Origin of the sequence: Paenibacillus terreus, from assembly GCF_042138595.1 — a bacterium.
Classification (GTDB): domain Bacteria; phylum Bacillota; class Bacilli; order Paenibacillales; family Paenibacillaceae; genus Paenibacillus; species Paenibacillus terreus.
The window spans coordinates 239,555-260,814 of record NZ_JBHIRX010000008.1 but is presented as its reverse complement, the minus strand read 5'-3'; the positions used below and the strand labels follow the sequence as shown (position 1 = coordinate 260,814).

Below are 21,260 nucleotides of genomic sequence, written 5' to 3'. Positions count from 1 at the left end.
CGAGGTAGATAGGCTGGGGGTGGAAGTGCAGCAATGCATGGAGCTGACCAGTACTAATCGGTCGAGGGCTTATCCTAAAGTTACCCCAAAAAGTGACGTAGGGCTTCGAAGGTAATTCCGATTACTTTTCGGGGACCCCGGAACAAAAAAAGGGGCTAAAACGCAATGACGTTTCGGATCCGGTTTTCAGGGTGTAAACCCTTGAATGAGAAGAGTTAGTCTTTTCTAAGGGCTGATATTTTCTCGTAGCGATTTCGAGAAGCGGAAGCTTCGGAAAATCACGTCTGGTGGCGATAGCGGAGGGGTTCCACGCGTACCCATCCCGAACACGACCGTTAAGCCCTCCAGCGCCGATGGTACTTGGACCGAAGGGTCCTGGGAGAGTAGGACGTTGCCAGGCAAACAACCAAACAAGTCCGTTATCGATAATTCGATAACGGACTTGTTTTCGTTTGGTCCACTTTCCATTGCTTGAATTCGTTTGCCAGAGAGGTCTCCACGACAGGAGCCTGAAGAATATTATAACGACACTATGTTCGCTCCAATAACCCATCATCGAAATCAATGATGGGTTTGTTTTGTATTATTAATATCTTTCCAGAATCAACTGTGTTTTCAAACCGTCTACGGGTAGCAGCCAGCCGTTATCCGCCAGTGTGCTCATCAGCTCGGAACGAAGTTGAGTGGCGGTTTTTTGATCATCCGTTTTAAAGGAAACTTCAATCAGATTTTCGGTTCCCGTGCCCCCGCTATTCCGGATTGGCCATACCTCCAAAGTCAGCTCCTGATCCTCCCAATTTCCTTCGTAACGGTAAAAGGTCAACGGACCATAGGCCCGGGATTGAGAGAGCTTTTCCTCTCCCCAACCCTTGGAAGACCATTTTTCGAGCTTGCCCGGAAGCTTGTCCAGCAGCAGATTCAGTGATTCCTGTTCGGAAGGCAACTGAGTGCCCTTACTGCTCGTGCTTACCTTCTTGGTGTTGGAGAAGCTAAGCGTCTGCTTGCCATAGCCCCAATCGATCTCGGCTTCGTAATTGTCGTCCGATGTATCAAAGCCTTCCTTATTAGCAAGGCTGAGGGCGGCGTCAATATCGCCGTTGATGATTGGATACCGTTTTTTGTAGGTTAACTCATAATTACTTTTGTCCTCTTTTTTGCGGAATCGTACATCCCAGCCTTGCTCGTTTAATTCCAGCTGGTCGGTATCGTAATATGCTACGCCGATGGCTTGCGGGGATGAATTGAGCCCCAGCTTCTCAATCACGTCTTCCTGAACTTGTCCATTAGAAGTTAATACAGCTTCGGGTTTGACGATGAATTTCACTTCGTAGGAAGGCACGGCATTTGAGGCAGCATATACGGAATGTGTCCCGGTTCCAGCAAAAACACTTCCCAACGTCGTGAAGCTCAGTACCGCTGCCATCGTCATCTTTTTCCATTTGTTCAAGTTCCACCACTCCCTTTGGGTTATTGAATATAATTCCACTTTAAATGAGAAGTAAACGGGAACTATTAATAGGGAGGGGGAATTGCATCAAATTCACATAGAATTTTTGAATGGCATGCTTTAATTTTTCATAGCACTCTCTGTAACTCCGCGTAGCAGCTTGTATCTTCCACACTTGATGATTCGGTACTCCACTTGGATTGGCTTCTTCATCTACGGCGTGTTTTGCCCAAGGAGGGAGCTTGTCTCCCGCAGCACCTGCAGAAAACGGTTGATCTGAACAGAAGGCAAACGGTCAGCATTATGTACACTGTAAATATACCGGGATGCCTGAAGCCCTGGAATGGGCAGAATATGCAGCCATCCTTGCTCTTTTTCCCGCCAAACGGCCATCCGTGACATAAATGAAATATGATCTCCTAACAAGACCAGTTGTTTGATCGCTTCCAAAGAATCCAGTTCCACGGTGCTGCGCAGACGAAGGCTGTGTTGGTTAACCCATTGGTCGGTTACTTTCCGAGTGCTTGATTCCGATCCATGAAGGGCAAAAGGCGTACGGGCAATCTGCTCGATGTCCGGCGATTCCGATTTTGTCAGCGGGTGTCCAGGGGCACACACGAGGACCAGATCATCGAAGCACAAGGATTCGGCTACCAGGTTCTGCCCGGTGAAAGGCTCTGACGAGACAATGCCCAGATCGATCTGGTGCCGACTAAGCATATTCCGGATCACCGGCGAAGGTTTGACGGACAATGAGATCCGAATGCCCGGGAATTCCCGCGAAAAAGTCTGCAAAATAGGCGGGAGCAAGTAAGTCGCAGGTACATAGCTTGCGCCGATATGCAGCGTGCCACGGTACAGGCTGTCGTACTCTTTTACAACACGTTTTGACTCTTTGGCAAGAGCATTCATTTTGACGGCATAATGGAGTAAGGCTTGTCCGGCTTCGGTAAGAAATGTTTTGCCGTTTCGGGATTCAAACAATTTGACCTGCATCTCCTCCTCCAGCGACTTCATATGGAACGTAACCGTAGGCTGCTTGATACCGAGTATCTCGGCGACACTGGTCATGTGGTGATGGCGGTCGATCAGTTCGACAATTTGCAGTTTCATAAGATTCACGTATCCGACTCTCCCTTGGTTGTTTCTAAGTATGCTCTTTATATAGAGTTAATCTATGAGCATCAACGGAGTTCAAATAAAAAGTTAATTATGTGTTTAATAGCACTAGGGGATGGATAGGGTAAGTTTGACGCTTGCCATAATTGTTTGTATACTTTTCGCAATTGAAATAAGGAGCCGCTTAGGAAACGATGAGGATGCTGGATGAACATAAGGTTCCACAGACGCCGGATAACGCCAGGAGTATGCTTGCTGCAGAAACGGTCCGATTGGCACGTCAGATTCACACTCTTGTCCCACATGATGGTTCGATTGTCCAACCTGTCCCTGGTTTGCTCCTCGCTCGCCATTCACAAATAGACGCAGACTACGTGCATACTATTGAGCAGCCCTCTTTATGGATTGCTGCACAAGGAGAAAAGGCTGTTACGGTGGGGAAGGAGGTCTATTCCTTCGGCGGTGGGCAGATGTTTATCGTCCCCGTTGCCCTCCCGGTTGCTGCCCAGACCACGCTTGCCAGTCCTTCCGAACCGGTTCTCGGTGTCAGGCTGGATCTTAACCCGCAAAGGATCGCCGAGTTGGTCCTGAAAGTGTATCCTCACGGACTGCCTCCCATTCATCAGCGGAGTGCGGGTTATGTCACGAACGCTGAGCTGAGCGTTATACGTGCGGTGAGCAGGCTGGTGGAGTGTTTATCCGATCCTGGCGACACCGAGTTGGTGGCTCCGCTCGTGGTGGATGAAATATTGATACGTGTCCTGCGAAGTCCTATAGGCGTTCATGCCGCTGAAATCGGTTTTGCTGATTCAGGCGTGCAGCGGGTTGCAAAGGCGATTGCCTGGCTCCGCAGCAACTTTGCCCAGCAGATGAAGGTCGCAGACTTGGCTGATTTGGTGCACTTGAGTGTATCCTCGTTTAACGAGCATTTTAAGTCAGTCACTTCGATGAGCCCGCTGCAGTACCAAAAAGCGCTACGTCTTCATGAAGCACGGCGTCTGATGTTATCCGCTTCAATGGATGCAACCACGGCATGCCGACTGGTGGGGTATGTGAGTACCTCCCAATTTAGCCGCGATTACAGCCGCTTTTTTGGCAGTCCGCCAAGCAAAGATATCGCCAGATGGCGTCAACTAGCACAAATGCTGGATTGATCAACCACTGGATAAAAGTCAGCATTAAACCGCTTCGTTTGACTTGTCGATGTGTATTCGCTACGATTCCTCCTGTACCCGCAGCCATATGGCTTGCGGGCTTTCTTTTTTTCAAAACCCAAGGGACAGTTGTTTTGGACATGAGTAGTTCAGAGCTATTTATGTTGATCTAACGTTATGCTGTTTTCCGGCGGATCAGGCAAGAAGCAGCGTGGAACTGGCAAACATCCTGGTGAAGCTCGGTCTAAAATATATGTATAGCTTTACTACTTATTGTGTAGGAGGAATTCATTATGCGTGTTTTTCTTACAGGGGCTACTGGCTTTATCGGGTCCGCCATTGTGCGGGAACTGATCGGAGCGGGACATGAGGTGGTAGGCCTCGCCCGTTCGGAAGCGGCAGCAGCAACGCTCACCGCAGCTGGGGCAGCAGTGCATCACGGATCTCTTGACGATCTCGACAGTCTGCGCAGCGGAGCGGCCTCTGCGGATGGCGTGATCCATGCGGCTTTCATTCATGATTTCTCGGATTACGCCGGTGCGTGCAAGAAGGATAGTGAAGTTGTCGAGGTGCTCGGGGAGGCATTAGCTGGTTCTGATCGACCATTCGTAGTCACTTCGGTAAATGCTCTCCTTACACCCGGCCGTCTTGGAACGGAAGAGGACACACCCGACCCCAATTCGGCCTCAGCGACCCGCATCGCATCGGAAGAGAGGGCTTTAGCTATGGCTTCGCGCGGAGTTCGCGCATCGGTGGTGCGTCTTCCGGAATCGGTACATGGTGATGGCGATCGGGCATTTGTACCGGTTTTGATCGATATCGCCCGTAGAACGGGTGTCTCGGCTTATGTAGGCGATGGAGCTAACCGTTGGGCTGCTGTGCACCGGCTCGATGCCGCGCGTCTCTATCGGCTGGCGCTTGAATCTTCACCTGCTGGTTCCAGACTGCATGCGATTGGCGATGAGGGTGTGCCGCTTCGCGACATCGCCGCCGTAATCGGCCGCCGCCTTAATGTGCCTGTCGTCAGCAAATCTCCCGAGGAGGCCGCCAATCACTTCGGTTGGCTGGCGCACTTTGTTGCGATGGACAATCCGACCTCAAGCGCTCTGACCCGGGAACTCCTTGGATGGCGGCCCGTCCAGCCAGCGCTCATTCCGGATATCGACAGGGAGGAATACTTTACCGGTTGATGGTTTGTGTTTGTTTAGATAAGCTAGATCGTTGCAAAGACAGACGAGGCATCTTCGTTCTGTCTTTCTTTTTGCAAAGACAGAAGGTTGCTTTGTGACAGTATTTATACATGAACGCTATATAAAGAGCGAAGCGAATAAGTAATTCATCAAATCAAAGGCAGAGTATATAATGTAGTTGAGGTGATTTCAGCATGCTTAAAGATGATGTCAAACAAATGATCGATAAACTTCCGGAGAATTGTACTATTGAGGACATCCAATATACTTTATATGTCCGCTCTAAAATTGAAAAAGGGCAGAGGGATAATTGTTCCAGAAATGGACGATCCTAATTTACGGGAAGTTTTTATTCACAGGTACAGATTAATCTATCAAATACATAATAAAAGCGTGATTATAAAAACAATAGTACATGGAGCAAGAGAAATTTCTAATGACAAATAAAGATTTGCGATTATTTTAGATGCTCCTTTGTCTTGTTGTGAACAAAATCATCAGAATAGCAAGAAGGAGTACAAACCAACGTGGAAGCAGAACAATTGAAGCTGATTACCTTGGACAGGCTGGATGAAAAATGGTGGCCGGAGGCAAGGCGGATTTATCATCAATCTTTTGAGCATGGCCGCAAGCCGGACCGGATTATTAAGCAGATGTTCGACCGGAAGCTCAGCTTTTTGCATGTTGTGGTAGATAAGTCTGCCGTGGCAGCTATGGCCATTACAGGCAAGGCGGAGAACGGTAAAGCACTGATCATTGATTATTTGGCGGTGAAAGAGGAATATAGAGGCCGTGGCTTGGGGGAATGGCTGGTAAAAGCACTGGCTTCCTGGGCTGCATCGGAGCTTCAACTGGAAGAGATGATTATTGAAGTGGAAAGTGAACACCTGCCTGAGAATGATCTTCGTAAACGGTTTTGGCTGAAATGCGGGTTTCGGATGACCGATTATGTCCATACGTACAAATGGATACCGGAAACGTATCAGGCGATGTATTTGCCCCTAACTCCAGATCCAAGTCAAGCTGCCGTTGAAGATGGGCAGGCACTTTTCCAGCAGATCACTTCGTTTCATCACCAGTCATTTCGGGAATTGAATAATTAAGGGACGTTAAGTAACAGCAGATGAATTTGAACGGAATCTTCTAATCTGCATTCCCTGTCTTTCCTGATTGTAAAAACAGCTTACCTTAATTCATGTAAGGGTCATATCCCTTTTTTATGAGTGCCTGTTCAAATTCCTGACTCATCGAGAACCCAGCTACGGCCTTCTTTTTGTAGTCATAAGACAAATTGAAATACTGATCTTCATGATCCTTCACATGTCCTATCACCGAAACTTCCGAAACAGCCATCGTTGGTAGTAGTTTATGTTCTGTAATAACAATTTCTAAGTTAAATTTTTCTTTAAAATAATCGACTGCAACGGGATCAGCTTCGTTATATAAGGCTTGTCTATCGGTTTCAGTCATCCTCTGGAATCCCCCTAACAAAGCAGCAGTTAAGATCACTAAAAGCATTAAAAATAAACCACTATAAGAAAGTTTGATAACAATCACCTTTTTCGAATAAGAGTAGGAATATATACGTTATATTAGTGTAAACAGGAAAATGCTAACATGGGCCAATGGTTCATTTTCATGGTGAATGAGTCCTGCTTTGAAGGTTATGCTTTAATGTGGGGCTAGGATGTTCCTTGCGGAATCATTGCTATGGTATCATGCAGGCGTAGCCTGTTAGTGCCATTACTAGTAAAAGCGTACTGTGGCTGCTCTCAACACTACGGTTTAGAATAAGATCATGCTTGACACAAGTCATATTCAAAACTGCAGAAAAGAGGGGACTAACCGATGGAAAATAGATTACCGAAACGAAAACTGGGCGGACAAGGGCTTGAAGTGTCAGCCTTGGGTCTGGGTACGATGATGATGCCGGACAACGAAGAGTCGGTATATACCATTCAAGGGGCGTTGGATCTGGGCGTCACAATGTTTGATACGGCAGATATTTACGGTGAAAAATTCATGGAAGGAAAATTCGGCGGCAACGAGCGGACGGTTGGCCGGGCCTTGAAGGGGCGGCGGGACCAAGCTGTGATTGCGACCAAATTCGGCATTACTGGGCTGGACATGAAAGCGCACGGACATCCTGCATATGTAAAAAAATCGGTGGACGCCAGCCTTCTTAATCTTGGCATCGATTATATCGATCTGTATTATCAGCACCGAATTGATCCGAATACACCCATCGAGGAAACGGTAGGCGCCATGGCGGAGCTTGTTAAAGAAGGAAAAATACGTTATATCGGTCTGTCGGAGGCTTCGCCTGACCAGATTCGCCGTGCACATGCGGTTCATCCGCTGACTGCGGTGGAAACGGAATATTCACTATGGAGCCGCGAAGTCGAGGACGAGGTGCTGCCTGTGCTTCATGAACTGGGCATCGGTTTTGTTCCGTACAGCCCGCTGGGCCGCGGCTTCCTGACTGGGCAAATCCGGACCTTCGACGATCTGCCTGAAGATGATTACCGACGCTTCTTTCCTCGCTTCCAGGGTGAAAACTTCAGCAAAAACCTGGAGGTCGTAGCTTTGATCGAAAAGTTTGCCGCCAGCAAAGGCTGCAAACCGTCTCAACTTGCTTTGGCCTGGCTGCTTGCGCAGGGCGAACAGATTGTTCCGATTCCCGGCACAAAACGTTTGGATCGGGTTCAGGAAAATCTGGGCGCACTGGAAGTGACGCTTTCCGCGGAGGAGCTGGCGGAGATCGAGCGCATCTCGCCGCAAGGCGTTGCGGCTGGAGAGCGTTACCCGAACTTTCAGTAATCCTGACATAAGGCACAAGGCTGGATATCAAACAATTCATTTATATAACTGGGCCGCTCCGGAAGTCTGTATTTGGCTTCGGAGCGGTCTTTTTTGTCATTTCACGGCAAACTACATCGTAGCTAAATCAGCTTTACGCCAATATAGAACAGGAAATTTCGCGTCTCATAGCAGATTTTTTTTTAAAAAATAGTATCAGGTACTAAGACCAGGTGTTATAATAACGAATGTACATGCTGAACTGAACTCATGGACATTCAGATCCTTCATTAAGAGAGGAGAAAAAATTATGCTGCAATCAAAAGCACGAATTACGGCCATTGGAACTTATGTACCTGATAAAGTAATGAGTAATGCGGATCTGGAGAAGCTGGTCGATACCAGTGACGAATGGATCGTGCAGCGCACGGGCATGAGAGAACGCCGGATTGCTGCGCCCGAACAGTTTGTTTCTGATTTGTCCATCCGTGCGGTTCACAACCTGATGGAAGCCTACAATGTTCAAGTGCAGGATGTAGACATGATCATGGTCGCCACAAGCACACCTGACTATCATTTCCCGAACGTTGCTTCACGCATACAAGATGCCTTCGGTATAAGGCAAACCGGTTCGCTTGATCTGGGAGCGGCCTGCGCAGGCTTTACATATGGACTACATGTGGCCAACGGACTGATTACGGGGGGGCTTCATCGGAAAATACTTGTTGTGGGAGCCGAGACGCTTTCTAAAATAACGGATTACACTGACCGGACGACCTGCATCCTGTTTGGCGACGGAGCAGGAGCCGTGCTGGTGGAGCGTGATGAGCAGAATCCGGGTTTTATCGCTTCAGACATCGGTACGGACGGGGCAGGCGGCATCCATTTATACCATACGGCATTGTCCAAAAAAATGAATGACACCGAGCTTAGCGACAGCGGCCATCTTGTACAGAACGGAAGGGAAGTGTACAAATGGGCTGTGAGGAACGTACCGGCAGGCGTGGAACGGCTTTTGGAGCAGGGAGGCATCCAACCGGAACAACTGGACTGGTTCGTTCCCCACAGCGCGAACCTGCGCATGATTGAGTCCATTGCGGAAAAAGCGGCCATACCTATGGAAAAAGCATTGACGAGTGTGGAGTACAACGGCAATACCTCGGCGGCATCCATTCCCCTGGCGTTACAGACAGGCATTAAGGAAGGAAAGCTTAAACAAGGGGATCGGGTCATACTGTACGGCTTTGGCGGCGGGCTGACCTATGCAGGCTTGCTGCTGACATGGGGAGCTCCTGACTTACAATGAACATAGCCATATTAAAACCCCGGGACTTCATTCAAGAGATGAAGTACCCGGGGTTCGCTCATTTTGTAAAATTGAATGGATCAGGGAGCAAGCGTCGGAGCTTTGCGATGGTGTGTTCCCTGCTCGTAGCTGTAGGCCAGCTTTATTAATGTCTCTTCGTCAAAGGCTCGGCCCAAAAATTCAATGCCTACAGGCAGTCCATCGGAAGTAAATCCGGCAGGCACCGTTATGGCAGGGAAGCCTGAAAAAGGACTTAGCCTGTTGTTGCCGCCTGCGTTTTGCTCTTCTCCGATGACAGCCGCGGTCTGTGTGGTGGAAGGATACACAATGGCATCCAGCTGATTGTCGGCCATCACCTTAAGGAGAGCTTCCCGCGTCAGCTTGGTACGTTTCAGCACAATATCCTTGTACTCCTCGGTATCGAGGGATTCACGGGCATCGCGTGCTTTCATGGATTCATCCTGAGCCTTATCATATTGTCCGGATTCAATAATGGCGGTCAGGCTGTCGTAAGGGGCGGATGGACCCAGCTCGTGCAGATAATCATTCAACTGAAATTTGAATTCATAGCTGCTCAGGCTCGGATAGCTCATGATTTCGGACAAATTGGGAATTTGAATGGGAACGGCCTCAGCTCCAAGCGCCTCCAGCTCATCAACAGCTTTGTAGACCACCTCCGTAACCGCCAGTTCTTCAGGCTTGCTGCCGAACAGCTCTACGGCTACCCCGATGCGTGCTCCTTTCAAACCGTCAGCTTGAAGAAAATCCGTATAGCTTGCAGGAGTTTCCCCGATACTGTAGGCAGTGGCAACATCGTCCGGATCATAACCCGCCGTAGCGTCAAGCAGGAGGGCGGCGTCTGCAACGGTTCGCGCCATCGGCCCGCCGACATCCTGCGTTAGAGCCAACGGTATAATGCCGTCCCGGCTTGTCAGACCAATGGTCGGACGGATACCGACAAGACTGTTGAAGGTGGACGGAATCCGGATGGAGCCGCCTGTATCGGTACCCAGCCCGGCGGCTGCAAAGTTTGCGGCAATGGCTGCCCCGGTGCCTCCGCTGGAACCGCCAGGATAACGGGCGGGGTCATACGGATTCAGGGTCTGTCCGCCGAGGGAACTGGAGGTGGTAATGCCGAACGCAAATTCATGCAGGTTGGTTTTGCCTAAAATAATCGCACCGGCCTCTTTCAGCTTGGCTATTTGATCGGCGTCCTCGGCAGGAACGGAGTCTTTAAGGCATAAGCATCCTGCCGTGGTAGGCATATCTGACGTGTCAAAGTTGTCTTTGACCAGGACAGGAATGCCGTGCAGAGGGGAGCGTGGCCCTTTTTCCTGCCGTTCCCGGTCCAGCTGCTCAGCGATCTTGAGAGCATCCGGATTAAGCGTAAGCACCGCGTTTAGGTCTATGCCGTTATCGTCATAGGCTTTAATACGGTCAAGATACATCTGTACAAGCTTTTTTGATGTTAGATTTCCTTCCTCCATCGCCTGCTGCATCTCCGCAATTGTTGCTTCCTCCAAAGTAAAGGCTTTGGAGGCCGACGAGACGTTTTGTCCCTCCGCTGCTGCGGCAGCGGAAGGGATTGACCAGCCAAAAAAGCCTGCAAACAGCATTCCGGCGAGCAATACAAAACTTCCGCTTTGGAGAAATATCCGTTGTCTTCGCATACGGGTTCACGCTCCTTTTTATTCATCGTGTTATGTATAAACCTAGAAAAATCATAATTTAATGATAGGAAAGTTTACAAATTGATAAATGACTATTTTGTCTAATAAATAGCCTGTTTTCATGACTATTCTATGTATTTCGTACATTTGGGCAATGTGATGGATTTTTCGTTTGTGTAAGAAAATATAACAATTGGAGGGTGTGCGGAATATGCGGCGGTAATGGTATAATGGAATCCTCAGAAAGGGGATCGTTATGAAAGTATTGGTACTAGCCGAAAAGCCGTCCGTAGCACGCGAGATTGCCCGTGTGATGGGCAGCCGTGAGAAGCATAAAAGCTACTTTGAAGGGCCTCAATATGTAGTAACCTGGGCGCTTGGCCATCTTGTCGGTCTGGCGGAGCCGGAGGATTATGATCATAAATACGCAACCTGGAAGCTGGAAGAGCTGCCGATTTTGCCGAAAACAACCAAGCTGAAGGTGCTGCGCGAAACGAACCACCAATTCAGAGCCGTGCAGCAGCTGATGAAGCGGCAGGATCTCGGGGAGCTCATTATTGCCACAGACGCCGCGAGAGAAGGGGAACTGTTGGCCCGCTGGATTATGCAGATGGCCCATTGGAAGAAGCCCTTCCGCAGACTGTGGATTTCGTCGCAGACAGACAAGGCGATCAAGGAGGGCTTTGCGAAGCTGCTGCCTGGCAAGCAGTTTGACCGGCTCTATGAATCCGCGCGCTGCCGCGCTGAAGCGGATTGGATGGTCGGTCTGAATGTGACCCGTGCTCTGACCTGTAAATTCAATGCCCAATTGTCCGCAGGGCGGGTGCAAACGCCGACACTTGGCATGATTATGGAGCGCGAGAAGGAGATTACGGGCTTCCGCTCGCAGGAATACGATACGATTACCGGAGATTTTGGCACATTCCAGGCTACACGCCGGGGCAGCAATGGGGATGCACGCATTTTTGACAGACAGGCAACGGAGGAGCTGCAGCGCAAGCTGGAAGGCAGCACAGGAACGGTGACGCAGGTGAAAAAGACCGAGAAATCCGAGCCGCACCCGCTGCCATATGACCTGACCGAGCTGCAGAGGGACGCAAACCGCCGTTACGGATTCTCGGCCAAACAGACGTCGAATGTGCTGCAGCGTTTGTATGAACAGCACAAGCTTGTCACGTACCCGCGTACGGACAGCCGCTATCTATCATCGGATATTACGGGGACTTTAAAAGAACGCCTGAACAGCGTTGCTGTTGGCCCGTATGCGGCTGCCGCCCGCCCGCTGCTGCGCACGCAGCTCAAGGTGACGAAGCGTTTTGTCGATGACAGCAAGGTGACGGATCACCATGCCATTATTCCGACAGAGGAAACGGTTTTCCTGAACAAGCTCAGCGTGGAGGAACGCAAGCTGTATGATCTGATTGTCCGGCGTTTTATCAGCCTTTTCTATGGGCCTGCCAAATATGACGCGGTCGCGGTAACGGTGGAGGCTGCCGGTGAAATGTTCCATGTCAAAGGCACCGTCATGAAGGATAGCGGCTGGCGTGTGGTGTATGACGGGGAGCTCATGGATGATTCCGACGAAGACGAAGATGAAGACAGCCGGGAAAAGGAACAGAATGTTCTGCTGCCTGATCTGAAGCAAGGGGAAAAGGTCAAGCTTGTCCGCTGTATCGTCAAGCCGGGCCGCACTATGCCGCCAAAGCGGTATACGGAGGCCGCTCTGCTGTCGCAAATGGAGAAGCACGGGTTGGGCACGCCAGCCACACGGGCGGATATTATCGAGAAGCTGGTCAGCTCCGATACCATTGAGCGGCAGGGTAACCTGCTGCATCCGACAGGCAAGGGCAGACAGCTGATCGAGCTGGCCGCACCGCAGCTGCGGACACCCGAACTGACAGCCCGCTGGGAAGCTGAGCTGGAGCGGATCGCCCGCGGCCAGGGCAGTCCGGATTCCTTCCTGAACGGGATCAGGGATATGACCCGTGAGCTGGTAAGCACGGTCAAGAACAGCGCGGCGGAATACAAGCCGCATAATGTCACGAACAGCCACTGCCCGGACTGTGGAAGCAAGCTGCTGGAGAAGAAAGGCAAGAGGGGCAAGTTTCTCGTATGCCCTAGCCAGGACTGCGGTTACCGCCGTTCCGCTGAAAAGCGCCTTTCCAACCGCCGCTGTCCACAGTGCCATAAGAAAATGGAGCTGAAGGAGGGCAAGGCCGGACTTTACGTCCAGTGTCTTCCTTGCGGGCTAACCGAGGTGCTGGACAAAGATAAAACCAAAGTCAATAAACGCGAACAGCAGAAGCTGGTTAAGCAATATGCAAAGCAGGAATCTCTCGGCTCCAATCTCGGTGAGCTGCTGAAGGCGGCGCTGGCTGAGAAGGAAGAGAAATAACTGCATAAGCTGGGCGATCCAGAGTCCTTGAAGGTATAAAGAGGAAGCGAAAATGGCATGGTAAGGGCCAGGGGGTGATTACTGTGCCACACCGCAAATCGTTAACGATCAAGGAGCAGCAAAATAAATCCAGCATCATGGAGGAGAGCACCACGGTACATCCGAAGAAGGCAGCTCATCGTCCTCCGAGCCTGAACGGCATTCCCAAGCAGGAATCCTGATTCTCCTATGTTGAACCGGTACGCATGTCGTGCCGGTTCTTTTTCATGCAGCAGAGTGCTCCGTCAAAAATGAATCCCCGGTCCCGTAAATTTCACCGTTTTGGAGCCATGCGCAAAACCGAATGATCTATTATAATGGAAAAAATTCACTACCGAGGATGGACCAACTAAAGGGGGATAATGCATGACGGATCTGTTTCGGCTGCGCAGGGAGAAGATGCTGGAGGTTCATGAGACGATAGGAAGTGGTCCGTTTAAGCCCGACTGGGATGGCCTCCGGGACTATCGTGTTCCGCGCTGGTACGAGGATGCCAAATTCGGCATTTTCATTCATTGGGGCGTGTATTCCGTGCCAGCTTACGCGACGGAATGGTATCCCCGCAATATGTACATCGAAGGATCTCCGGTCCATCAGCATCATGTCTCCACTTACGGTCCGGTAGACAAGTTCGGGTACAAGGATTTTATCCCGCGTTTTACGGCTGAGCGTTTTGACGCCGAGGCTTGGGCCGATTTGTTTAAGGCTGCCGGCGCTGCCTTCGTGGTCCCCGTTGCAGAGCATCATGATGGCTTCGCCATGTACGATTGTCCTTTCTCGGATTGGACGGCGGCGAAGATGGGGCCGCAGCGGGACATCATCGGCGAGCTGGCGGAAGCTGTATGGCGCCGCTACATGACCTTCGGCGTATCCAGCCACCGTGCCGAGAACTGGTGGTACTACAATGGGGGACGTGATCTGCCGTCCGATGTGCAGGACCCGCGTTATGCAGGACTCTATGGGCCGGCTCAGCGAACTTACGGCCAGCCCGGTTATCCGCAGCCGATTCTGCCGCCGAGCGAGGAGTTTCTGGAGGACTGGCTGGTCAGAACCTGCGATCTTATCGACCGGTATGGCCCGCAGCTTGTATATTTTGACTGGTGGATCGAGCAGCCGGTCTTCAAGCCGTACCTGCAGAAGCTTGCAGCTTATTACTATAACAAGGCTGCCGAGTGGGGACGCGGTGTCGTGATCAACTACAAGTTCGACGCATTCGCGGAAGGGACTGCCGTTTATGATATGGAGCGGGGCCAATTAGCTGATATCAACCCCGATGTATGGCAGACCTGCACTTCGGTTGGAGAAACGGCATGGTGTCATATTGCAGACCATAAATACAAGACATCCGCTGCCCTTATCGGTGATCTGGTGGATATCGTCAGCAAAAACGGGGTCATGCTGCTCAATATCGGCCCTCGCGCCGACGGAACGATCCCGGAGCAGGAGCGGAAGCTGCTGCTCGAAATTGGGCAATGGCTTGCCGTCAATGGGGAGGCCATCTATGGCACGCGGCCCTGGAAGGTGTATGGAGAAGGCCCCACAGAGATCGTCAGCGGCACCTTCAATGATACGAAGCGAAGCCCGTTCACCGCCAAGGACGTCCGTTTTACAGCAAGAGGGGATAAGCTGCTTTACGCCCTGATCATGGGCTGGCCGGATGAAGGGCGCGCGCTGATCAGAACATTGGGTTCTTGCTCGAGACTGTTTTCCGGCTCCATCGTGAAGGTGCAGGCCCTGGGCTTGCAGGAAGAGCTGGACTGGAGCAGGGCAGAAGAGGGGCTGCGCGTAGTGCTTCCGGAGGCTCTGCGCTCACAGCCTGTCATTGCACTGCGGATCGAGCGTTCGGCGGAGGAAGCAGCCCGATAGATATTTGCTGATGGTGGTTCTGGGATACATTTGAAACGGGAACTTGAAACGAGAACGTTAGAACGGGACTCGGCAATCTCAAGCCGGGTCCCGTTTATTGGATTCGCAAAAAGCTCTGTTTTCAGGCGCTCAGGGATTTTTCGAATGCTGCTTGGTCGGCAGCTTTTCGCTTGGGGTGCCGTGCCCTTTTTTGCGGTTATGTTCCTGCTTCTTCTGATCTTCGTGCAGCTTTTCAACATAATCATGCGTGTCCATACAATGATCCTCCTTCAGCTGAGAAATACGGTCCATTGTTACTATAACCACCATCGTACCGGATCATGAGCGGTTTTACCGTGTGAAGCATCATTGTCCCATTTTGCGGCAAGGGAGTATAATAGGTTTGTACTTATAAGGCAGCTGTTATGGCGCCCGGGGAGGGAAGAGGTTGCACGCAGCAGTATTGATCTGGCTTTTTATAATCAATTGTACGGCATATATTGTCATGTCAGACGATAAAAACAGGGCGCGGCGCAAGCGCGACAGAATTCCGGAACGGACGTTATTCCTGCTGGCGTTCATCGGCGGCGCATTCGGCATTTTGGTGGGGATGTATCGGAAAAGGCATAAAACCAAGCACGCAAGCTTCAAATTCGGCATTCCGCTGCTGTTGTTCCTGAATGCTGTGTTATATGGTTATTTTTTGCGATGACCGGGTAAGGCGCGGCTGTTCCCAAAAATGATTGACGTTGGGTTATGAGCGATGGCCGCGGGTAAATATAGTAAAACCGAAAATGTGAACTAAAGAGGGGATGGTTGATCATGTTTAATAAAATCCTGTTGGCGTATGACGGATCACAGGCTGCCAATAAAGCGTTGGAAAAAGCGGTGCAATTGGTAAACCTGACGGAGGGTGCAGAGCTGCGAGTGGTCCATGTGTTTGATTTTCCCCGCGTGTTCATCGGTGAGGGCCTGGCCCCAATCCCGGCTTCAATCAATAAGGAATATTATGATCTGGCAAACCAGACTGCTGAAGATGTGAAAAATAAAATCGCCCAGGCAGGAGTAAATGCTGTAGTGGATGTCATTCAGGGCTCCCCGGCTGAGGTTATTCTCGATTATGCCGCAGAGCATGATGCGGATGTAATTGTTGTCGGCAGCCGCGGGCTGGGCGGCATTCGTGAATTCGTGCTGGGCAGCGTCAGCCACAATGTGGTGCAGCATGCCAAAATTCCCGTGCTGGTCGTGAAATAACAAGTGAACAGGTTGGACAGTGTACTTCCCCCGATTCTTCGTAATATAACGATTCGGGGGTATTTTTTTTAGATATCGGATAGTGTACACACCGAATTGCCGTCCTTCTGATATCGCAAGTGCCGCAATATCGCAAGGATCGCAAGAAATTTATCCTCTTAGGGCGGTCTGTCTTCTTTAAATGCCATTGATAACAGTTTTTCTTGCTGTGAAAACGAACATTAATTTAGTGTAAAACGAAAATGTTCGCCTTTTAAGTTGACATTGAGTGTAGCAGATTGGTACACTAGATAAGGAATTGTTGAAGATTGATCATTTAAAATTCGTTATGAAAAACTCGTATAAATCCGGGAATACGGCCCGGAAGTTTCTACCCGGGAACCTTAAATTTCCGGACTACGGGAAATAAAGCCGACCGCGTTCAGCGGCTTTTCGGGTTGCCTTTGGCGTGTCCTTATTCGTTTTTCTTCGACAAAAGGCGCCCAGCGGCGTTATTTTCTGCAGTCCGGTATCTTGAAAAAGCTGTATTTTCGAGGATGCCGGATTTTTTTGCTCTTTAAGTGCAAGTTCAAAAAATCAGGTTTTCAGCACCGAGAAGGTTGGATGCAGCTAGGGACTGAGGAGCGGAGCGTACGTGGGGTACGTGAGCACCTGAAATGTTTCCGCAGGAAACATGCTTCGGAAGCATCCGCTTAGGCCCGGCTGAATTCAAGATTCGAAGTCGAGTCCGCTTCCTGCCTTTCTTCGTGATCAAAAGATGACTTTTTGAACAACCTCTTTAAGAATGAATAGGAGTGTGGAAGGACATGCCGATACAGGTAGGCGTCATTATGGGCAGCAAGTCAGACTGGGAAACGATGCAGCATGCATGCGACATCCTGGATGAGCTGCAGATCAGCTATGAGAAAAAAGTCGTTTCTGCGCACCGGACGCCGGATCTGATGTTTGAATATGCGGAACAGGCTGCTGAGCGAGGGATCAAGGTCATCATTGCCGGTGCGGGGGGAGCAGCCCATCTTCCGGGCATGGTAGCCGCCAAAACGACAGTGCCGGTGATCGGTGTGCCGGTGCAGTCCAAAGCGCTGAACGGACTTGATTCGCTGCTGTCCATCGTGCAGATGCCTGGCGGGATTCCCGTAGCGACAGTGGCGATTGGCAAAGCCGGGGCGACGAATGCGGGATTGCTGGCAGCCCAGATCATCGGCTCGTTCGATGAGGAAGTGCGGAGCCGGGTGCAAGCAAGACGGGATCGCATCCGCAGCGAAGTGCTGGAAAGCAGTGATACACTATGAAAGCTAACGGCAAAGTGCTTCCGCCCGGATCAACGGTGGGCATTCTTGGCGGCGGGCAGCTGGGAAGAATGATCACTCTGTCCGGGGCGGCGATGGGATACAGATTCGTTACGCTCGACCCTGCTCCCGATTCTCCCTGCGGGCAGGTGGCCGAGCAGATTACAGCCCCTTATGACGACATGGACGCAGCACGGCGGCTCGCCGAACAATGTGATGTCATTACGTATGAGTTTGAAAATGTGGATGCAGACGTGGCAGGCATGCTGGAACGGGAATCCTATGTGCCGCAGGGCAGCAAGCTGTTATACACAACCCAGCACCGCATTCGGGAAAAAAGGGCGATTGAAGCCGCTGGAGTTCCGGTTGCACCCTACCGGGAAGTTACATCACAGGAGTCTATGAATGCGGCCGTTAAGGAGCTTGGGCTTCCTTGCGTGCTGAAAACGGCCACCGGCGGATATGACGGTAAAGGACAACGGGTCATTCGGAGTGAGGCGGAAGTGGCTGCGGCCTATGCGGATTTGGCGGCCACGGGAGCTGAACTGGTGCTGGAGGGCTTTGTCCATTTCCGCTGTGAAATTTCAGTGATTGCGGCGCGAAGCACGCAAGGTGAAATACGAACCTTCCCGCCTGCAGAAAATATCCATGTGAACAATATCCTGCATGCTTCCATTGTACCGGCGCGTATACCGGCGGAAGTGAGCGAGCGGGCGGGACGGCTGGCCGAGGCCATTGCCGAATCGCTGGACGCCGTGGGGCTGCTGGCGGTGGAAATGTTCGTGACGGAGGATGGAGAGCTGTACGTCAATGAGCTTGCCCCCCGTCCGCACAACTCCGGCCACTACACCATGGACGCTTGCGCCACCTCGCAGTTTGAACAGCATCTGCGGGCTGTGTGCGGGCTGCCGCTGGGCGATACCAGGCTGCTGGCGCCGGTGGTGATGGTCAATCTGCTCGGTGAGCATCTGGAGCAGGCCGTGGCCCGGACAGTACAGCCGGATACGGTCGCCGAGCGTCTTAACGTAATTCCGAAGCTTCATATCTACGGGAAGAGCGAAGCAAAAACAGGACGCAAGATGGGGCATATTAACCTGCTCTGCGACGATGTGGAGAACGGACTGGAATGGATTGAACAAACCAATATTTGGAGGAATCATCAGTTATGATCGAACGATACAGCAGACCGGAAATGAGAGCGATCTGGACGGAGGAAAACAAATTCAAGGCATGGCTGGAAGTGGAGCTGTGCGCATGCGAGGCTTGGGCTGAACTCGGTGTTATTCCTAAAGAGGATACGGTCGCTCTGCGCAAAAACGCTTCTTTTAACATCGACCGCATTCTTGAAATCGAACAGGAAACCCGTCACGATGTGATTGCCTTTACCCGCACAGTGTCGGAAAGCCTGGGAGCAGAGCGCAAATGGGTGCATTACGGCCTGACCTCCACGGATGTGGTGGATACGGCGCTCGGCTACCTGCTGAAGCAGGCCAACGAGATTCTGGAGCAGGACATTATCCGTTTTATCGACATTTTGAAGGAAAAAGCGATTGCTTATAAAGATACGCCAATGATGGGCCGGACGCATGGCGTTCATGCGGAGCCAACAACATTCGGTCTGAAGATGGCGCTTTGGCATGAAGAGATGAAGCGCAACCTGGAGCGCTTCCGCCACGCTGCGGATAACGTGCAATACGGTAAAATTTCCGGGGCAGTCGGCACCTACGCCAACATTGATCCGTTCGTGGAAGAATTCGTCTGCCGCAAGCTCGGTACAAAGCCGGCGCCGATCTCCACGCAGACGCTGCAGCGTGACCGCCATGCCGAATATATGGCGACACTGGCCTTGATTGCTACATCGCTGGACAAATTCGCCACGGAAATCCGCGCTCTGCAGAAGAGTGAATTCCGCGAGGTGGAGGAAGCTTTTGCGAAGGGACAAAAGGGCTCGTCGGCCATGCCGCATAAGCGCAATCCGATCGGCTGCGAGAACATTTCCGGCCTGTCCCGTGTCATCCGCGGACATATGGTATCCGCCTACGAGAACGTGCCGCTGTGGCATGAGCGCGATATTTCGCACTCCTCGGTGGAACGGATCATCCTGCCGGATGCAACGATGCTGCTGAACTATATGCTGAACCGCTTCGGGAACATCGTGAAGAACCTGACCGTATTCCCGGAAAATATGAAGCGCAACATGTCCCGCACATTTGGGGTTCCTTTCTCCGGCCGTGTCATGACAAAGCTGATTGACAAGGGCATGAGCCGCGAGCAGGCGTACGACACCGTTCAGCCGCGCGCCATGCAGGCGTGGGAGGAGCAGCGCCAGTTCCGCGACATTGTGGAAGCGACGCCGGAAATCACCGCACTGCTGAGCGCGGAGGAAATCGAGGATGCCTTTAATCCGGCATGGCACCTGAAGCATGTGGACACCATCTTTAAAAAGCTCGGGCTGATTTAAAAAGCAGCATCAATTGGTGAGCTGGATTTATTATCGCCGGATTGGATTTTTAAGCGCATTGGAATATGAATTCACATGGGGAAGAAGGTAGAAACATGGCGCTGTCTACAGCCGCAGACCTGATTGATGCACCGCTGCTGTATAAAGGAAAAGTACGTGAGCTGTACGATTTGGGAGAGCATTTTCTGATCGTCGTGACGGACCGGATCTCGGCATTCGACTATGTGCTGGAGCCGCCGGTGCCGGAGAAGGGCAATGTCCTGAACCGGCTCAGCAGCTTTTGGTTCGACAAAACGAAGCATATTATAGATAACCATGTCATTCACACCGATGTTGATCAACTGGGGGCGGTGGTGAAGGACAGAGAGCTGTTGAAGGACCGGATTATGGTGACACGCAAAGCGGAGCGGATCGATATCGAATGCGTCGTACGGGGTTACATCACCGGCGGCGGCTGGAGGCAGTATGAGAAGAACGGCGAAGTCAACGGCATTCCGCTGCCGGAGGGCATGCGCAAGAACGAGCGTTTTCCGCAGCCGATCTTTACACCTGCGGCCAAGAATGATGTTGGCCATGACGAGGATATCTCCCTGGAGCGTATGAAAGAGCTGGTCGGCGTGGAGTTGACAGGGGCTCTTGAGCAAAAGAGTCTTGAGCTGTACGAGTTTGCGAGAGCGTACTGCGAGGAACGCGGCATTATTTTGGCAGACTGCAAGTTTGAATTCGGCCTGATCGGCGGGGAACTGATCCTGATCGACGAAATTTTCACGCCTGACGCTTCCCGCTTCTGGGCCAAGGAGAACTACGCGCTGGATGTCGAGATCGACAGCATGGACAAGGAGCCGGTACGCAGCTATCTGGCCGCATCCGATTGGGATAAAAACAGCACACCCGCGCCGCTTCCTGCTGACGTTGTAGCGGAAACGACCGCGCGATACACGGACATTTTGAAACGCTTGACTGCATCGTCCTGAGAAACAGCAGGTTGCTTGTCGTAATGCTTCATCATTATCTGATTCACCATTCGGAGGAGGAACTCAAGGAAATGTTAAAAGCAAAGGTCTATGTCACTATTAAACAAAGCGTACTCGACCCGCAGGGAGTAGCTGTACAGGGCGCTCTTCATTCCATGGGCTTTGCAGAGGTGGAAAGCCTGCGCATCGGCAAGTATATGGAGCTTCAGCTCGATACGGCTGACCGCGCGGAGGCGGAGAAGCGGGTGGCTGCCATGTGCGAAAAGCTGCTGGCCAATACGGTAGTCGAGGACTACCGTTACGAATTGGAGGACTGAA

At 51.4% G+C, this 21,260-nt stretch carries 21 protein-coding genes, 2 rRNA genes and 1 riboswitch; of the genes, 18 read left to right on the top strand and 5 right to left on the bottom strand.

Annotated elements, in window-relative coordinates:
* Both ACE5KN_RS16545 and rrf read left to right on the top strand, forming a co-directional pair.
* Positions 1-77 (top strand): 23S ribosomal RNA (locus tag ACE5KN_RS16545); the annotation flags it as partial.
* A gap of 206 nt (positions 78-283) precedes the next feature.
* Positions 284-400 (top strand): 5S ribosomal RNA (gene rrf / locus ACE5KN_RS16540).
* A 186-nt stretch (positions 401-586) separates the two neighbouring features.
* Here the strand turns inward: rrf and ACE5KN_RS16535 are convergent.
* Both ACE5KN_RS16535 and ACE5KN_RS16530 read right to left on the bottom strand, forming a co-directional pair.
* Complete coding sequence (locus ACE5KN_RS16535; protein WP_375528626.1) at positions 587-1,447, bottom strand: hypothetical protein; 861 nt, start codon at positions 1,445-1,447, stop codon at positions 587-589.
* A gap of 213 nt (positions 1,448-1,660) precedes the next feature.
* Positions 1,661-2,560, bottom strand: a complete 900-nt coding sequence (locus ACE5KN_RS16530) for a LysR substrate-binding domain-containing protein (protein WP_375528629.1) — start codon at positions 2,558-2,560, stop codon at positions 1,661-1,663.
* Positions 2,561-2,766: 206 nt separating this feature from the next.
* On the opposite strand from ACE5KN_RS16530, the gene ACE5KN_RS16525 reads away from it, so the two are divergent.
* The 4 genes from ACE5KN_RS16525 (at position 2,767) to ACE5KN_RS16510 (ending at position 6,013) form a co-directional block, all read left to right on the top strand.
* Positions 2,767-3,720 carry an AraC family transcriptional regulator gene (locus ACE5KN_RS16525; protein ID WP_375528625.1) on the top strand — a complete coding sequence of 318 codons (954 nt, stop codon included), beginning with the start codon at positions 2,767-2,769 and terminating at the stop codon, positions 3,718-3,720.
* A gap of 293 nt (positions 3,721-4,013) precedes the next feature.
* Positions 4,014-4,910: an SDR family oxidoreductase gene (locus ACE5KN_RS16520; protein ID WP_375528624.1), complete on the top strand. Its 897-nt coding sequence runs from the start codon at positions 4,014-4,016 to the stop codon at positions 4,908-4,910.
* A 273-nt stretch (positions 4,911-5,183) separates the two neighbouring features.
* Positions 5,184-5,357 carry a type II toxin-antitoxin system RelE/ParE family toxin gene (locus ACE5KN_RS16515; protein ID WP_375528623.1) on the top strand — a complete coding sequence of 58 codons (174 nt, stop codon included), beginning with the start codon at positions 5,184-5,186 and terminating at the stop codon, positions 5,355-5,357.
* Between the two features lie 80 nt (positions 5,358-5,437).
* Complete coding sequence (locus ACE5KN_RS16510) at positions 5,438-6,013, top strand: GNAT family N-acetyltransferase (protein WP_375528622.1); 576 nt, start codon at positions 5,438-5,440, stop codon at positions 6,011-6,013.
* A gap of 85 nt (positions 6,014-6,098) precedes the next feature.
* Here ACE5KN_RS16510 and ACE5KN_RS16505 read toward each other — a convergent pair whose 3' ends face one another.
* Entirely contained in the window at positions 6,099-6,380 is a 282-nt protein-coding gene (locus ACE5KN_RS16505; RefSeq protein WP_375528621.1) for a hypothetical protein, read from the bottom strand.
* Between the two features lie 378 nt (positions 6,381-6,758).
* On the opposite strand from ACE5KN_RS16505, the gene ACE5KN_RS16500 reads away from it, so the two are divergent.
* Both ACE5KN_RS16500 and ACE5KN_RS16495 read left to right on the top strand, forming a co-directional pair.
* Positions 6,759-7,730: an aldo/keto reductase gene (locus ACE5KN_RS16500; RefSeq protein WP_375528620.1), complete on the top strand. Its 972-nt coding sequence runs from the start codon at positions 6,759-6,761 to the stop codon at positions 7,728-7,730.
* Positions 7,731-8,019: 289 nt separating this feature from the next.
* Entirely contained in the window at positions 8,020-9,015 is a 996-nt protein-coding gene (locus tag ACE5KN_RS16495) for a ketoacyl-ACP synthase III (protein WP_375528619.1), read from the top strand.
* Between the two features lie 80 nt (positions 9,016-9,095).
* Here ACE5KN_RS16495 and ACE5KN_RS16490 read toward each other — a convergent pair whose 3' ends face one another.
* A complete protein-coding gene (locus tag ACE5KN_RS16490; RefSeq protein WP_375528618.1) occupies positions 9,096-10,685 on the bottom strand; it encodes an amidase family protein in 1,590 nt (529 codons plus the stop codon).
* Positions 10,686-10,941: 256 nt separating this feature from the next.
* On the opposite strand from ACE5KN_RS16490, the gene ACE5KN_RS16485 reads away from it, so the two are divergent.
* The 3 genes from ACE5KN_RS16485 (at position 10,942) to ACE5KN_RS16475 (ending at position 14,985) form a co-directional block, all read left to right on the top strand.
* Positions 10,942-13,080, top strand: a complete 2,139-nt coding sequence (locus ACE5KN_RS16485) for a DNA topoisomerase III (RefSeq protein WP_375528617.1) — start codon at positions 10,942-10,944, stop codon at positions 13,078-13,080.
* Between the two features lie 83 nt (positions 13,081-13,163).
* Positions 13,164-13,301 (top strand): hypothetical protein, encoded by a 138-nt coding sequence (locus ACE5KN_RS16480; RefSeq protein WP_375528616.1) that lies wholly within the window; start codon positions 13,164-13,166, stop codon positions 13,299-13,301.
* A 184-nt stretch (positions 13,302-13,485) separates the two neighbouring features.
* Positions 13,486-14,985 (top strand): alpha-L-fucosidase, encoded by a 1,500-nt coding sequence (locus tag ACE5KN_RS16475; RefSeq protein WP_375528615.1) that lies wholly within the window; start codon positions 13,486-13,488, stop codon positions 14,983-14,985.
* A gap of 129 nt (positions 14,986-15,114) precedes the next feature.
* Here the strand turns inward: ACE5KN_RS16475 and ACE5KN_RS16470 are convergent, their stop codons facing one another.
* Positions 15,115-15,240 carry a DUF4023 family protein gene (locus tag ACE5KN_RS16470; protein ID WP_375528614.1) on the bottom strand — a complete coding sequence of 42 codons (126 nt, stop codon included), beginning with the start codon at positions 15,238-15,240 and terminating at the stop codon, positions 15,115-15,117.
* 172 nt (positions 15,241-15,412) lie between these two features.
* Here ACE5KN_RS16470 and ACE5KN_RS16465 point away from each other — a divergent pair, with 172 nt between their 5' ends.
* From ACE5KN_RS16465 to purS, 7 genes are all read left to right on the top strand, one after another.
* Positions 15,413-15,676 (top strand): DUF1294 domain-containing protein, encoded by a 264-nt coding sequence (locus ACE5KN_RS16465; protein ID WP_375528613.1) that lies wholly within the window; start codon positions 15,413-15,415, stop codon positions 15,674-15,676.
* 107 nt (positions 15,677-15,783) lie between these two features.
* Positions 15,784-16,218: a universal stress protein gene (locus ACE5KN_RS16460; RefSeq protein ID WP_375528628.1), complete on the top strand. Its 435-nt coding sequence runs from the start codon at positions 15,784-15,786 to the stop codon at positions 16,216-16,218.
* 317 nt (positions 16,219-16,535) lie between these two features.
* Positions 16,536-16,637: riboswitch (purine riboswitch) on the top strand.
* 387 nt (positions 16,638-17,024) lie between these two features.
* Positions 17,025-17,510: a 5-(carboxyamino)imidazole ribonucleotide mutase gene (gene purE, locus ACE5KN_RS16455; protein WP_375528612.1), complete on the top strand. Its 486-nt coding sequence runs from the start codon at positions 17,025-17,027 to the stop codon at positions 17,508-17,510.
* Positions 17,507-18,676 carry a 5-(carboxyamino)imidazole ribonucleotide synthase gene (purK, locus tag ACE5KN_RS16450; RefSeq protein WP_375528611.1) on the top strand — a complete coding sequence of 390 codons (1,170 nt, stop codon included), beginning with the start codon at positions 17,507-17,509 and terminating at the stop codon, positions 18,674-18,676. The genes purE and purK overlap by 4 nt, the downstream gene beginning before the upstream one ends.
* On the top strand, positions 18,673-19,968 hold the full coding sequence (gene purB, locus ACE5KN_RS16445) for an adenylosuccinate lyase (RefSeq protein ID WP_375528610.1): 1,296 nt from the start codon (positions 18,673-18,675) through the stop codon (positions 19,966-19,968). Before purK ends, purB begins: the two co-directional genes overlap by 4 nt.
* A gap of 95 nt (positions 19,969-20,063) precedes the next feature.
* Positions 20,064-20,942, top strand: coding sequence for a phosphoribosylaminoimidazolesuccinocarboxamide synthase (locus ACE5KN_RS16440; RefSeq protein ID WP_375528609.1), 879 nt, complete (start codon positions 20,064-20,066; stop codon positions 20,940-20,942).
* 71 nt (positions 20,943-21,013) lie between these two features.
* A complete protein-coding gene (purS, locus tag ACE5KN_RS16435) occupies positions 21,014-21,259 on the top strand; it encodes a phosphoribosylformylglycinamidine synthase subunit PurS (RefSeq protein WP_355324592.1) in 246 nt (81 codons plus the stop codon).
* The last annotated feature ends 1 nt before the right edge of the window (position 21,260 follow it).

Coding starts and splice junctions, on each gene's coding strand:
- ACE5KN_RS16525 (WP_375528625.1), top strand. CDS start 2,767: ATGCTGGATGAACATAAGGTTCCACAGACGCCGGATAACGCCAGGAGT.
- ACE5KN_RS16530 (WP_375528629.1), bottom strand. CDS start 2,560: ATGAAACTGCAAATTGTCGAACTGATCGACCGCCATCACCACATGACC.
- ACE5KN_RS16470 (WP_375528614.1), bottom strand. CDS start 15,240: ATGGACACGCATGATTATGTTGAAAAGCTGCACGAAGATCAGAAGAAG.
- ACE5KN_RS16495 (WP_375528619.1), top strand. CDS start 8,020: ATGCTGCAATCAAAAGCACGAATTACGGCCATTGGAACTTATGTACCT.
- ACE5KN_RS16490 (WP_375528618.1), bottom strand. CDS start 10,685: ATGCGAAGACAACGGATATTTCTCCAAAGCGGAAGTTTTGTATTGCTC.
- ACE5KN_RS16520 (WP_375528624.1), top strand. CDS start 4,014: ATGCGTGTTTTTCTTACAGGGGCTACTGGCTTTATCGGGTCCGCCATT.
- ACE5KN_RS16505 (WP_375528621.1), bottom strand. CDS start 6,380: ATGACTGAAACCGATAGACAAGCCTTATATAACGAAGCTGATCCCGTT.
- ACE5KN_RS16485 (WP_375528617.1), top strand. CDS start 10,942: ATGAAAGTATTGGTACTAGCCGAAAAGCCGTCCGTAGCACGCGAGATT.
- ACE5KN_RS16440 (WP_375528609.1), top strand. CDS start 20,064: ATGGCGCTGTCTACAGCCGCAGACCTGATTGATGCACCGCTGCTGTAT.
- purS (WP_355324592.1), top strand. CDS start 21,014: ATGTTAAAAGCAAAGGTCTATGTCACTATTAAACAAAGCGTACTCGAC.
- purK (WP_375528611.1), top strand. CDS start 17,507: ATGAAAGCTAACGGCAAAGTGCTTCCGCCCGGATCAACGGTGGGCATT.
- purB (WP_375528610.1), top strand. CDS start 18,673: ATGATCGAACGATACAGCAGACCGGAAATGAGAGCGATCTGGACGGAG.
- ACE5KN_RS16515 (WP_375528623.1), top strand. CDS start 5,184: ATGTCCGCTCTAAAATTGAAAAAGGGCAGAGGGATAATTGTTCCAGAA.
- ACE5KN_RS16475 (WP_375528615.1), top strand. CDS start 13,486: ATGACGGATCTGTTTCGGCTGCGCAGGGAGAAGATGCTGGAGGTTCAT.
- ACE5KN_RS16500 (WP_375528620.1), top strand. CDS start 6,759: ATGGAAAATAGATTACCGAAACGAAAACTGGGCGGACAAGGGCTTGAA.
- purE (WP_375528612.1), top strand. CDS start 17,025: ATGCCGATACAGGTAGGCGTCATTATGGGCAGCAAGTCAGACTGGGAA.